The following is an 11959-nucleotide window of genomic DNA, read 5'->3' on the forward strand; positions in this document are numbered from 1 at the left end:
TGGTCAGGCGTCCGGGCGTCCGGTCAGGTCTTCCGGTTTCGACAGGTCGAGGCTGCCCAGCAGATCCGGGTCGCTCGTCAGGTTCGAGCGAATGCCGATCAGCGCCTTGACGCAGGCGCGCATGGTTTCTTCGTCGATATCGCGGGTCGCTTCGTCGTACACCCTCTGAAACAGCGGGCTCAGTTGCTCCATCAGCCGGGCCGCCTCATCCGTCGGATGGATGATCTTGGCGCGCCGGTCGGTGCGGTCGACCTCGCGGCGGATCAGGCCGCGCGCCTCCAGCCTGTCGAGATAGGCCGACAGCGTCATCGGCTCTATGCCCATCCGCTCCGCCAGCACCGCCTGCCTGGACCCGCAATACCGCAGCGCGTGGCCCAACGTGCGCACTTCCCCCGGCGTCAGCCCGCTGCCGCTTTCGGCGATGGTGCGTTCGAACGCCTGCCGATAAAGCCGCGCACCATCCGATAGAAGGAAGGCTAGGGTGTTGCCGGAGGTAAAATGAGTCACGAGCGACCTTTCCTGTGTTTGCCCGACCGGCCCGTCGAACCACCGGCCGATCGCCGGCAGGTCTTTCCACTATCCATGGCCATCCCTAACTGATAGCGCAAATGCAGCCTGTGCAGGAACTATCATTTCGAGGCCACCCTTGAACACACCACACGCCTTAAGTCCATTCGACGCGTCCGCCTTCGATTTCGATGGGGCAGCCGGCCTCCCGGACTTCTCGAAGCTTGCCGCCGATCGCTTCGAACCGGCCTTTGAAGCTGCCATGGCCCGCCATGCCGACGAGATTTCCGCCATCGCCGATGCGGACGCACCGGCCAGCTTCGACAATACCGTCGCGGCCATGGAGCGCGCCGGCGGTCTCTTGCGGCGCGTATCGGCCACCTTCCATGCGCTGGCCGGCGCCAATACCGACGATGCACTGCAGGCGGTGGAGCGCGCCGTGTCGCCCCGCCTCTCGCGCCATTTCTCGGCCATCTCGCTGAACGCGGCGCTGTTTGCGCGGATCGACGCGCTTTACGAGGCACGCGATACGCTGGGCCTCGACGCGGAGTCGCTGCGGCTGCTGGAGCGGATGCATCTTAGCTTCGTGCGCAGCGGCGCGCGGCTGGTCGGCGGCGACCGCGACCGGCTGGCCGCCATCAACGCACGGCTGTCGGAGCTCGGCACCGCCTTTTCGCAGAACGTCCTTGCCGACGAGAAATCCTACGCCTTGCCCGTACCGGACGCGGCGCTGGACGGCCTGCCGGCCTGGCTGGTGGCCGCGATGGCCGAGGCCGCCGAAGAGCGCGGGACCACCGGTCACGTCGTGACGCTGTCCCGCTCCCTGATCGTGCCCTTCCTGACCTATTGCCGCGACCGCGCCTTGCGCGAAACGGCCTTCGCCGCCTGGACGGCCCGGGGCGCGCATGACGGCCCGCACGACAACCGGCCGATCATGGCCGAGACGCTGCGCCTGCGCGCCGAAAAGGCGCATCTGCTGGGCTATGACAGCTTTGCGGCCTTCAAGCTGGCGGACAGCATGGCCAAAACGCCGGATGCCGTGCGCACGCTGCTGACGAGCGTGTGGGACAAGGCGCGCGTCCGCGCGCAAGCGGATGCGCAGGCACTGGCCGCGCTGGCGGCGGCGGAGGGCGACAACGCCGCCCTCGCCCCATCCGACTGGCGCTATTATGCGGAGCGGCGGCGACAGGCGGAATTCTCCTTCGACGAGGGCGCGTTGAAGCCCTACTTCCAGCTCGACCGGATGATCGAGGCGTCGTTCGACGTTGCCAACCGGCTGTTCGGCCTGACATTCGAGCGCGTCGAGGATGCGCAAGCATGGCACCCCGACGCGCGCGTCTGGCGGGTGCTGCGCGCCGATGGCTCGACGCTCGGCATCTTCATCGGCGACTACTTCGCCCGTTCCTCCAAGCGGTCCGGCGCCTGGATGAGCGCGCTGCGCGGCCAGGACAAGCTGGATGGCGGGCATACGCCCATCATCTACAACATCTGCAACTTCGCCAAACCGGCGAAGGGCCAGCCGGCGCTTCTGTCGATGGACGACGCGCGCACCCTGTTCCACGAATTCGGCCATGCGCTGCACGGCCTCCTTTCCGACGTGACATGGCCATCGCTGGCTGGAACGGCCGTCTCCCGCGATTTCGTAGAACTGCCTTCGCAACTCTACGAGCATTGGCTGGGCGTGCCGCAGGTGCTGGAAAAGCATGCCCTGCATGTCGACACCGGTCAGCCGCTGCCCGCCGACCTGTTGAGCCGCATGGAGGAAACGCGCAATTTCGACGCCGGCTTCGACACGGTGGAGTTCACCGCCTCGGCGCTGGTGGACCTTGCGCTCCACGAATTGCCGGAGGCCCCGCAGGACGCGGTCGCGGCCGAGGCCGAGGTGCTGGCACGGATCGGCATGCCGGACGCCATCGTGATGCGCCACCGGTCGCCGCATTTCGCGCATGTCTTCTCGGGCGACGGCTACGCGTCGGGCTATTATTCCTACATGTGGTCGGAAGTGCTCGACGCCGACGCCTTCGAGGCGTTCACCGAAACGGGCGACCCATTCGACCCCGAAATGGCGCAAAGCCTGCTGCGGAACATCTACTCGGCCGGCAACAGCCGCCCGGCGGACGTGCTGTATCAGGCCTTCCGGGGGCGCATGCCGGATGCCGGCGCGCTGATGCGCAAGCGGGGCCTTGCGGCCTGACAGCATCTCCTTGGCGGCGACCCTTTCGCGGCTGCGAAAGATAGTGTATAGGGACCGCCAAAGAATAGCGGCACAGTCTTGTCGAGGGTGCTTTCCCAGTGCGGGGAAGTGCCTTTGGTGTGCTTGAACCCCTTTTATCCGAGCGAGATCACATGAAGCTCCGCAATATCGCGATCATCGCGCACGTCGACCATGGAAAAACCACCCTCGTCGACAAGTTGCTCGCACAGTCCGGCTCCGTCCGCGAGAACCAGCGCGTCGAAGAGCGTGCGATGGACTCCAACGACCTCGAAAAAGAGCGCGGCATCACCATTCTCGCCAAGGCGACCTCGGTGGAGTGGAAAGACACGCGCATCAACATCGTCGACACGCCGGGCCACGCCGATTTCGGCGGCGAGGTCGAGCGTATCCTGAACATGGTGGACGGCGCGGTCATCCTGGTCGACGCATCGGAAGGCCCGATGCCGCAGACCAAGTTCGTGCTGTCCAAGGCGCTCAAGGTCGGTCTCAAGCCCATCGTGGCGATCAACAAGATCGACCGTCCGGACGAGCGCCACGAAGAAGTGCTGAACGAAATCTTCGACCTGTTCGTCAATCTCGACGCAACGGAAGAGCAGCTCGACTTCCCCGTCCTTTACGGCTCGGGCCGCGGCGGCTGGATGGCCGATGCGCCCACCGGCCCGCAGGACCAGGGCTTGGCGCCGCTGTTCGACCTGATCCTCAAGCATGTTCCGGAGCCCAGCACGGCCGGCAAGGACGAGCCCTTCGAGATGATCGGCACCATCCTCGAGGCCAACCCGTTCCTCGGCCGCCTCATCACCGGGCGCATCCAGTCCGGTTCGATCCGCCCCAACCAGGCCGTCAAGGTTCTGGACCGCGAAGGCAAGCAGCTTGAAAGCGGCCGCATCTCCAAGATCCTGGCCTTCCGCGGCCTCGACCGCCAGCCCGTCGATTACGCCGAGGCAGGCGACATCGTCGCCATTGCCGGCCTGCAGAAGGGCACCGTCGCGGACACGTTCTGCGACCCGTCCGTGACCACCGCCCTGGAAGCCCAGCCGATCGACCCGCCGACCGTGACGATGTCGTTCATCGTCAACGACAGCCCGCTGGCCGGCACGGAAGGCGACAAGGTCACCAGCCGCGTCATCCGCGACCGCCTGTTGAAGGAGGCCGAGGGCAACGTGGCCCTGAAGATCGAAGAGTCGGAAGACAAGGACTCGTTCTTCGTGTCCGGCCGCGGCGAGCTGCAGCTCGCGGTGCTGATCGAGACGATGCGCCGCGAAGGCTTCGAGATCGGCGTTTCGCGCCCGCGCGTCGTGATGCAGAAGGACGAGGCCACGGGCGAGACGCTGGAGCCGATCGAGGAAGTCGTCATCGACGTCGACGAAGAGCATTCCGGCATCGTCGTGCAGAAGATGAGCGAGCGGAAGGCCGAGATGGTCGAGCTGCGCCCCTCGGGCGGCGGCCGCCAGCGTCTGGTGTTCCACGCGCCGACGCGCGGCCTGATCGGCTATCAGTCGGAGCTGCTGACCGATACGCGCGGCACCGCGATCATGAACCGCCTGTTCCACTCCTATCAGCCGTACAAGGGCCCGCTGCCGGGCCGCACGAATGGCGTGCTGATCGCCAACGAGGCGGGCGAGGCCGTGGCCTACGCCATGTTCAACCTCGAGGATCGCGGCCCGATGGTGATCGACCCGGGCGTCAAGGTCTATGAGGGGATGATCATCGGCATCCACTCGCGCGATAACGACCTCGAGGTCAACGTGCTGAAGGGCAAGAAGCTCACCAACATCCGCGCCGCCGGCAAGGATGAAGCCGTGAAGCTGACCCCGCCCATCCGCATGACGCTGGACCGCGCCTTGTCCTGGATCCAGGACGACGAGCTGGTTGAAGTGACGCCGAAGAACATCCGCCTGCGCAAGCTGTATCTCGACCCGAACGAGCGCAAGCGCTTCGAGAAGAGCCGCAAGGCCGCTGCCTGACATCCCAACGGCCCGGCTGCCTGAACGCAGCCGGGCCCTTTCGGCCTTGTGATCGCAATTCAGGCATCCGGAGCCTGTTTTTTGCGCAGAATTTCGCAAATGCGAAATGCCATGCTTTGCGTTGCGAATGCGCCATCGTCAGATTGGCCCGGAACGCAGACGCAACGGCAACCCGGAATCACCAGATGACCGCACTCTCCCTGACCCGCCGCACCCTTTTCGCCACTTTGGCCGCGCTGTCGGCCGCCGCGGCCATGCCGCTGTCCGCCGCGCAGGCGCAGGACGCCATCCGCATCGGCGTCATGGCAGGCGAGACCGAAGAGGTGTTCAAGACCGTCGCCGAGCAAGCTGCCAAGCAGGGCCTGACGCTGACGATCGTACCCTTCTCGGACTATATCCAGCCCAACGAGGCGCTGGCCAATGGCGAAATCGACGCCAATGCCTTCCAGCACGGCCCCTATCTGGAAGCGCAGATCCAGCAGCATGGCTATGCCATCGAGCCGGTCGGCTACACGCTGATCCAGCCCATCGGCCTCTACACCCGCAAATACGGCAGCGTTGCCGAAATTCCGGACGGTGCGCAGATCGGCATCCCGAACGATCCGTCAAATGGCGGGCGGGCGCTGAAGCTGCTGGAACATGAAGGTCTCATCAAGCTGCGGCCCGATGCCGGCGTTCTGGCAACGGCCATCGACGTGGAAGAGAACCCGAAGAACATCCGGATCCAGGAGCTGGACGCCGGTATCGTCGGGCGCGCCATCGACGATCTCGACGCCGCCGTGGTCAACACCGACTGGGCCTTCAAGGCCGGCCTGACCGCCGAAGGCGACCGGATCGCCATCGAGCCGCTGGAAGACAATCCCTACCGCAACTTCATTGCCGTGCGCAGCGAGGACAAGGACAAGCCCTGGGTGAAGACGCTCGTCTCCTCGTTCCAGAACCAGCCCGTCGCCGATGCGCTGGAAACGGTCTACAAGGGCACCACGCTTCCCGCATGGTGAGCCCGGGTCACTCCGACCAGACATCGCACGCCCGGCCGATCCTGCGATTGGCCGGCGTCTCCAAGCGTTTCGGCACCCATGCCGCCATCAGCGATATCGACCTGGCGGTCGGCAAAGGCGAGATCGTCGGGATCATCGGTCGCTCCGGCGCCGGAAAATCGACCTTGATCCGCTGCATCAACGGGCTCGAGAAGCCCGACAGCGGCACGGTCGAGGTTGAGGGCCGCGCCATCGAAGGCCTGTCGGAAACGGGGCTGCAGCCGGTGCGCCGGCGTATCGGCATGATCTTTCAGCACTTCAACCTGCTTGCCAACAAGACGGTCGCCGAGAATGTTGCCCTGCCTTTGAAGATCGGCGGCCACGGCCGCGCCGCCCGCCGGCAGCGCGTGGCCGAGCTTCTGGACCTCGTCGGCCTGACCGGCCGTGAAGACCGCTACCCGGCGCAGCTTTCCGGCGGGCAGAAGCAGCGTGTCGGCATTGCCCGCGCGCTCGCGGCAGACCCTGTACTGCTTCTGTCGGACGAGGCGACTTCGGCCCTCGACCCGGAGACGACCGAGCAGATCCTGAGGCTTCTGGCCGACATCAACCGGCGGCTCGGCCTGACGATCGCGCTGATCACGCACGAGATGGATGTCATCCGCCGCATAGCCGGCCGTGTCGTCGTGCTGGATGGCGGGCGTATCGTGGAACAGGGCGAGACCTGGCGTGTCTTCGCGGCGCCGACCGCGCCCGAAACCGTCGCGCTGTTGTCGTCCGTCATGCCGGAAGCACCACTTGGCGACGGCGGCGCCTTGCCTGCGCTGACCGAGGGAGAAACGCTTCTGCGGCTGGACCTCGGCGGCGAGAATGCCCGAAAGCCCTTCCTGTCGGAAATCGCGTTGCGCCATGGCGCCTCGGCGCGCATTCTTGGCGGCGGCGTGGAAGACGTTCAGGGCCAGCCCGTGGGGCGGCTCTTCATCGGCGTGACGCCGCGTGCGGCGGCCGAGCTGCCGGACGTCATCGCTTCCCTGTCCGCCTATGCCCTGCGGGTCGAGGTGATCGCGCGATGAACCAGGCGCTGTACGACCTGTTCCTGCGTGCGACATGGGAAACGCTGCTGATGACCGGCGCTTCCGGCGCGGCATCGCTGGTGGTCGGCCTGCCCATCGCCCTGGTGCTGACGCTGACGGCGCGGGGCGGCATCATGCAGAACCGCGGCGTCAACTGGGTGCTGGGCGGCATCGTGAATGCGCTGCGCTCGGTGCCCTTCATCATACTTCTGGTGGCGCTGATTCCCTTCACGCGCTTTGTCGTCGGCACGTCCATCGGCACGTGGGCGGCCATCGTGCCGCTGTCCATCGCCGCCATTCCCTATTACGCCCGCATGGCCGAGGTTTCGCTGCGGGAGGTGGACCCGAACCTCGTCGAGGCGGCGCGCGCCATGGGTGCGACACGCTGGACCATCGTCCGCGAGGTCCTGGTGCCGGAGGCCCTGCCGGGCCTTGTCGCCGGCTTCGTGGTTACCCTGGTCACGCTGATCGGCGCGACGGCCATCGCCGGGGCCATAGGCGCCGGCGGGCTGGGCGACCTTGCCATTCGCTATGGCTACCAGAGGTTCGAGACGAACGTCATGATCGCGGTCGTGCTGGTTCTGGTGGCCATGGTGTGGCTGCTCCAATGGGGTGGCGACCGGCTCGTGGCGCGGCTCGACCATCGCAAGTCGTAAGCCGGGCGCGCTGTTGGCGATTTCCCTTCGTCGCGAAATGCGCTAGTGGCCAAGGCCGAGAAACAGTTTCCAATTTCAAGGATGTGCCCAATGAAGATCGAGGCGATCCCGCGCGGCAAGAACCCGCCGGAAGACATCAACGTCATCATCGAAGTTCCGGTAGGCGGCCAGCCCATCAAGTACGAGATGGACAAGGCGTCAGGCGCGCTCTTCGTCGACCGCTTCCTCTATACGCCGATGGTCTATCCCGGCAATTACGGCTTCATGCCGCATACGCTGTCGGACGACGGAGACCCGATCGACGTGGTCGTCTGCAACACGCGCCCGCTGCTGCCGGGCTGCGTCATCGCCGTGCGCCCCATCGGCGTTCTGGTGATGGAAGACAACAAGGGCCAGGACGAGAAGGTGATCGCGGTTCCTTCGGCCGACATGACCCTGCGCTACGAGAAGGTGCGCGAGCACACCGACCTTCCGGAAATCACCCTGAAGCAGATCGAGCACTTCTTCCAGCACTACAAGGATCTGGAGCCCGGCAAATGGGTGAAGATCGGCGAATGGGGCGGCTCCGAGCATGCACGCCGGCTGATCCTCGAGGCTATCGAGCGCTACGAGGCTTCGAGCAAGTAACCGGCCTCACTTGAGGGCGGGCATCAATTCGTCGCGTGTCCGGGCGGACACGCGGCCGACCGCCTCCAGCGTATCGACGCCACAGCGAAAGCGCGGGGCCACCGCATCGGCGGCCTCGCGCGCCAGTTCCATCGCCGCGCTGTTGGCTGCGACATCCACGAAGGCGGCCAGGCACCCCGGACCGGCAACGCCGCCGGCTTTCACCACTGCCAGAAGATCATCCGTACCGCTGCCCGAAGGCCTCGGAAAACGATAGCGCACGATGCCGGCCAGCGGCCGGTTGCCGGCGATGCGCCATTCCATGGTGCGGCCCAGAATATGCGGCAGACGGAATGTCGGCGATCTGCCTTCCGGGACACCCACCGCGACGCGCCAGCTCCCCTTCTCTTCCTCGGACACGAAGACATCCGTACCCGGCAGCCCGGCGCATCGCCATGCCGCTTCCGAAAGGGCCTCGCACCGGTTCAGGAACAGGGGCGTGGCGGCGGTGGTGATGCTGTCCCGCGCGGGAGGCGCCTGCCCGCCGGCTGCCGTCATGGCCAGAAGCGGGACAAGCAGCCAGTGCATCATCGCAAACGCCTCCTATGCGCCCATGGCGCCAGGGTCACATGCCGAGCAGGACCGGCGCAATGGAGTATATGATCAGTTGCTGCAGGAAGAAGATGCCCAGAAGGACGACGAGGGGCGACAGGTCGATACCGCCGAGATCGGGCAGCACGCGACGGATGGGCCGGTAGATCGGCTCGGTGACGCGATACAGGAATTCACCGATCATGCCCACGAACTGGTTACGCGGATTGACGATATTGAAGGCGAAGAGCCAGGACAGCACGGCGGACGCGATGATGATCCACCAGAGGATATTGAGGATAAGCAGTACGAGCTGAATGACTGCGAGCATGGGGATGTAAGCCTCGTGGAAACGACGGCTCTCCTGTAGCGCATCGGGACCCGTGTCGGAAAGCACCGCTTCGTGACATCGCGCTTGACAGCCGGCGGGCCAGCGCACTAGAAGCCCACTCGAACAGGTGGACGGGGCTGTAGCTCAGTTGGGAGAGCGCGTCGTTCGCAATGACGAGGTCAGCGGTTCGATCCCGCTCAGCTCCACCAGTTCCTCCCCATGACAATGCTCTCCGAATCTTCCGATTTTGCGGTTCGACCCTCGTTGGTCCGGTGAGATCGAATCCGCCTGCAAAGGCCTGCCGAAACACGATCCTCCTATCCTTCAGTCGAACATAACTCCGAAACGCGTGAGGGCTTGCGAGGAAGTCGAACTCCGTTCGATGCCTGCCCTCGGCCTGCAACCGACCGGTCTTTGTGATAAGAATATTTGTGAAATATTCTTATCTTCGCTATGATCGCGGGAGACAGGAGGCTGCGATGGCAACCATGACTATCTCCCTGCCCGATCCGATGAAGGACTGGATCGAGGCTCAGATCAAACAAGGTGAATATGCCAGCACGAGCGATTACGTGCGCGATCTGGTCCGAAGGGACCGTGAGCGCCGTTCACATCCCGAGCTGACGCTGAACGATCTCAAACGCATCGTGATGGAATCCCGTGAGAGTGGTGTCAGCGATCAATCAGTATCGAGCATCATCGCCGACGCCAGGAAAGCGGCGCGGGAAAAAGGCTTGCTGAGTGAGTAATTATGGCCTCACCAAACGGGCCAGAGATGATCTCTTCGACATCTTTCTCTTCGGGTACGGAAAATTCGGCGAGCGGCAGGCCGAAGCATATGCCGCCGACCTCGAGCATGTTTTCCAGCTCCTTGCCGAGAATCCCCGACTGGGGCGCAATGCCGACGTTATCGCAGCAGGCGTTCGCCGTTACGAGCATCAGTCCCACATCCTCCTGTACCAGGAGATGCCGTCCGGCGTGCTGATCCTCGCCGTCGTACACAAGAGCAGCGTCCGACGGCTCTCACTGTAGACTCTCCGTACAACCACCGCAGTACCAAGCCCGGCGGTTTCCAACCGTATTGCCATGGGCCGCACAGTCGCAGCCGAAATTGCTAGCCTCGACCGTTAATTTTGCCGGAACCTGCGTCTGTCCGCGCACTTTCTCTCGCATGGATCGGCCACCCGGCCGGATCAGGTGAAGGGATCATCACATGGCTACGGAAAAGACGCTCGCGGATGCGTTCCACGAGACCTTGAAGGACGTCTACTACGCCGAGAAGCAGTCGGTGAAGGCGCTGAAGAAGTCGGCCAAGGCCGCCGAGGCGCAGGAGCTGAAGGACGCATTCACCAAGCACGGCGAAGAAAGCGCCGAACAGGTCGAGCGGCTCGTTCAGGTGTTCGAGATCATCGGCAAGACGCCACGGGCAAAAACCTGCGAAGCGATGCAGGGCATCACCTCCGAGATGGAGGAAGACCTGGAGGATTTCGCCGGAACGGACGCCGCCGATCAGGTGCTGATCGGCTGCGCACAGGCGGTCGAGCATTACGAGATCGCCCGCTACGGCCTTCTTAAGACCTGGGCCGAGAAACTCGGCTACACCGACGCCGTGCCGCTTCTGGAGCAGACGCTCGAAGAAGAGAAGGCAACGGATGCACTGCTGAGCGAGATTGCCGACGGCCTGTCCTACGGAGACACCGAAAAGCCGGCCGCCAAGCGCAAGTCGGCCTGACGGCAGTTCAGACAGGATATGCTGCAAGCGGGAGGGGCCTTTGGCCCCTCCTTTCATGTATGCGTTCTATTTTCTGGGCGTCGGCGACAGCGGCGTGATGCCGCCTTCGTCCGACGCGCGCGGATCCGCGCCGGCCTCCGTATCCGTATCGGTAGAAGCGGCCGCAGGATGATGTGCATCGTTGTCGGGAGAGCCTTGCGTCCTGGCGCCGATATCGGGCGCTGCCACAAGATCCTCCTTCTCGGCACGGCGGTCCGCCTCGGGCGACTGGCCGAATGAGAAGATACGATTGAGTAAGCTTCGCTTGGCCATCGGCTATGTCGATCCAATCTTGTCGGTTGCTGATGAAGCGGGAGCCACTGGACCACGCCGTCTCACAGTTCATATACGACCACCTTACCCGATCGTTCCCGAAACGCTCGGGCGCTCCCAGGTGGAGCGAAGGCCCGGCAACCGAAGAGCCTGTAAACAGGGAGGCAGAATTGGTTTCACCAGTCGTCGCAAAACTCCTTCGTGGAAACACGCTGCCTCAGGCGGATTGCGATCTTCTCCACGCCGTCGTCGGTGCGGGACGCCGCCTGCCCCCCGGCACCGAGATCATCAACCAGGGCGATGCGGCCGAGTTCGTGCATCTCGTGCTCGAAGGCCTCGCATATCGCTACAAGCTGCTGCCGAACGGCAAACGGCAGATCATCGGGTACCTCGTGCCGGGTGATTTCTGCGATCTCTACACCTTCGTCCTGGAGCGGATGGACCACAGCATCGCGGCACGCAGCGAATGCGTCGTGGTCAGGCTGAAGGAAGCGGACATAGCGATGCTGACGGAGCGGCCGGCACTGGCGCGGGCTTTGTGGTGGTCGTCGCTTGTCGATGAAGCGATCCTGCGGGAATGGCTTTTGAACGTCGGGCGCCGCGAGCCCGACCGCCGGGTGGCGCATATCGTCTGCGAACTGTTCTTCCGGCTGCAGGCCGTGGGCCATGCCAGCGGCAACAGTTTCCAACTGCCCGTGACGCAATCCGAACTCGCCGATACGGTGGGGCTGACGACGGTATCGGTCAATCGCGCGCTGCAGATGATGCGCCGAGCCAACCTGATCACCCAGGTGGGCCGTATCATTACGATCCCCGACATTCCGGCGCTGACGGCCTTTGCCGATTTCGACCCGGCCTACCTGCATTTCAAGACCGCCGGAAAGCGGCTGGAGAATCCCTCTCAGGGCCGTTCGCTGGCGACGGCCGGGCTCGGAGAAACCCCCGCCCGCAACCGGGAACATAAAGCGGTATAACGGAATTTGCCCGGTACCGGC

The 11959-nt window shown here is 64.4% G+C and carries 14 protein-coding genes and 1 tRNA gene; 11 read left to right on the top strand and 4 right to left on the bottom strand.

Annotation, left to right across the window (positions count from 1 at the left end; all coding sequences use genetic code 11):
- Positions 1-3: 3 nt before the first annotated feature.
- On the bottom strand, positions 4-507 hold the full coding sequence (locus AUL31_RS10185) for a MarR family winged helix-turn-helix transcriptional regulator (protein WP_060605528.1): 504 nt from the start codon (positions 505-507) through the stop codon (positions 4-6).
- Between the two features lie 139 nt (positions 508-646).
- On the opposite strand from AUL31_RS10185, the gene AUL31_RS10190 reads away from it, so the two are divergent.
- From AUL31_RS10190 to ppa, 6 genes are all read left to right on the top strand, one after another.
- Positions 647-2701, top strand: a complete 2055-nt coding sequence (locus AUL31_RS10190; protein WP_060605531.1) for a M3 family metallopeptidase — start codon at positions 647-649, stop codon at positions 2699-2701.
- Positions 2702-2853: 152 nt separating this feature from the next.
- On the top strand, positions 2854-4686 hold the full coding sequence (gene typA, locus AUL31_RS10195; RefSeq protein ID WP_060605534.1) for a translational GTPase TypA: 1833 nt from the start codon (positions 2854-2856) through the stop codon (positions 4684-4686).
- A 185-nt stretch (positions 4687-4871) separates the two neighbouring features.
- Entirely contained in the window at positions 4872-5687 is an 816-nt protein-coding gene (locus AUL31_RS10200; protein WP_060605537.1) for a MetQ/NlpA family ABC transporter substrate-binding protein, read from the top strand.
- Positions 5681-6736, top strand: a complete 1056-nt coding sequence (locus AUL31_RS10205) for a methionine ABC transporter ATP-binding protein (RefSeq protein WP_060605540.1) — start codon at positions 5681-5683, stop codon at positions 6734-6736. Before AUL31_RS10200 ends, AUL31_RS10205 begins: the two co-directional genes overlap by 7 nt.
- Positions 6733-7392, top strand: coding sequence for a methionine ABC transporter permease (locus AUL31_RS10210; protein WP_060605543.1), 660 nt, complete (start codon positions 6733-6735; stop codon positions 7390-7392). The genes AUL31_RS10205 and AUL31_RS10210 overlap by 4 nt, the downstream gene beginning before the upstream one ends.
- Before the next feature lie 90 nt (positions 7393-7482).
- Positions 7483-8019 (top strand): inorganic diphosphatase, encoded by a 537-nt coding sequence (gene ppa, locus AUL31_RS10215; protein ID WP_060605547.1) that lies wholly within the window; start codon positions 7483-7485, stop codon positions 8017-8019.
- A 6-nt stretch (positions 8020-8025) separates the two neighbouring features.
- Here ppa and AUL31_RS10220 read toward each other — a convergent pair whose 3' ends face one another.
- Together AUL31_RS10220 and AUL31_RS10225 are read right to left on the bottom strand one after the other, a co-directional pair.
- The gene (locus AUL31_RS10220) at positions 8026-8589 is read right to left on the bottom strand and encodes a hypothetical protein (RefSeq protein ID WP_060605551.1); all 564 of its coding nucleotides are present in this window, start codon (positions 8587-8589) and stop codon (positions 8026-8028) included.
- A 34-nt stretch (positions 8590-8623) separates the two neighbouring features.
- Positions 8624-8920, bottom strand: coding sequence for a YggT family protein (locus AUL31_RS10225; protein ID WP_039188140.1), 297 nt, complete (start codon positions 8918-8920; stop codon positions 8624-8626).
- A gap of 133 nt (positions 8921-9053) precedes the next feature.
- Between AUL31_RS10225 and AUL31_RS10230 the strand changes: the two genes are divergently transcribed.
- The 4 genes from AUL31_RS10230 to AUL31_RS10245 all read left to right on the top strand — a co-directional run bounded on the left by AUL31_RS10230 (position 9054) and on the right by AUL31_RS10245 (position 10652).
- A tRNA-Ala gene (locus AUL31_RS10230) sits at positions 9054-9129 on the top strand.
- Positions 9130-9399: 270 nt separating this feature from the next.
- Positions 9400-9669 carry a type II toxin-antitoxin system ParD family antitoxin gene (locus AUL31_RS10235; protein WP_060605554.1) on the top strand — a complete coding sequence of 90 codons (270 nt, stop codon included), beginning with the start codon at positions 9400-9402 and terminating at the stop codon, positions 9667-9669.
- Positions 9662-9952: a type II toxin-antitoxin system RelE/ParE family toxin gene (locus tag AUL31_RS10240; RefSeq protein ID WP_060605559.1), complete on the top strand. Its 291-nt coding sequence runs from the start codon at positions 9662-9664 to the stop codon at positions 9950-9952. The genes AUL31_RS10235 and AUL31_RS10240 overlap by 8 nt, the downstream gene beginning before the upstream one ends.
- 181 nt (positions 9953-10133) lie before the next feature.
- Complete coding sequence (locus tag AUL31_RS10245; protein WP_060605562.1) at positions 10134-10652, top strand: YciE/YciF ferroxidase family protein; 519 nt, start codon at positions 10134-10136, stop codon at positions 10650-10652.
- Positions 10653-10718: 66 nt separating this feature from the next.
- Here the strand turns inward: AUL31_RS10245 and AUL31_RS10250 are convergent, their stop codons facing one another.
- On the bottom strand, positions 10719-10964 hold the full coding sequence (locus tag AUL31_RS10250) for a hypothetical protein (protein WP_060605566.1): 246 nt from the start codon (positions 10962-10964) through the stop codon (positions 10719-10721).
- Between the two features lie 170 nt (positions 10965-11134).
- Here AUL31_RS10250 and AUL31_RS10255 point away from each other — a divergent pair, with 170 nt between their 5' ends.
- Positions 11135-11938 carry a Crp/Fnr family transcriptional regulator gene (locus AUL31_RS10255; protein ID WP_060605569.1) on the top strand — a complete coding sequence of 268 codons (804 nt, stop codon included), beginning with the start codon at positions 11135-11137 and terminating at the stop codon, positions 11936-11938.
- Positions 11939-11959 lie beyond the last annotated feature (21 nt).

This window comes from Aureimonas altamirensis (genome assembly GCF_001463885.1).
In the GTDB taxonomy this organism is placed as follows: Bacteria; Pseudomonadota; Alphaproteobacteria; order Rhizobiales; family Rhizobiaceae; genus Aureimonas; species Aureimonas altamirensis.

Bases quoted from the DNA above. Each gene is read 5' to 3' on its own strand.
- AUL31_RS10210 (WP_060605543.1), top strand. From the start codon at position 6,733: ATGAACCAGGCGCTGTACGACCTGTTCCTGCGTGCGACATGGGAAACG.
- AUL31_RS10235 (WP_060605554.1), top strand. From the start codon at position 9,400: ATGGCAACCATGACTATCTCCCTGCCCGATCCGATGAAGGACTGGATC.
- AUL31_RS10225 (WP_039188140.1), bottom strand. From the start codon at position 8,920: ATGCTCGCAGTCATTCAGCTCGTACTGCTTATCCTCAATATCCTCTGG.
- AUL31_RS10205 (WP_060605540.1), top strand. From the start codon at position 5,681: ATGGTGAGCCCGGGTCACTCCGACCAGACATCGCACGCCCGGCCGATC.
- AUL31_RS10200 (WP_060605537.1), top strand. From the start codon at position 4,872: ATGACCGCACTCTCCCTGACCCGCCGCACCCTTTTCGCCACTTTGGCC.
- AUL31_RS10245 (WP_060605562.1), top strand. From the start codon at position 10,134: ATGGCTACGGAAAAGACGCTCGCGGATGCGTTCCACGAGACCTTGAAG.
- ppa (WP_060605547.1), top strand. From the start codon at position 7,483: ATGAAGATCGAGGCGATCCCGCGCGGCAAGAACCCGCCGGAAGACATC.
- AUL31_RS10220 (WP_060605551.1), bottom strand. From the start codon at position 8,589: ATGATGCACTGGCTGCTTGTCCCGCTTCTGGCCATGACGGCAGCCGGC.
- AUL31_RS10250 (WP_060605566.1), bottom strand. From the start codon at position 10,964: ATGGCCAAGCGAAGCTTACTCAATCGTATCTTCTCATTCGGCCAGTCG.
- typA (WP_060605534.1), top strand. From the start codon at position 2,854: ATGAAGCTCCGCAATATCGCGATCATCGCGCACGTCGACCATGGAAAA.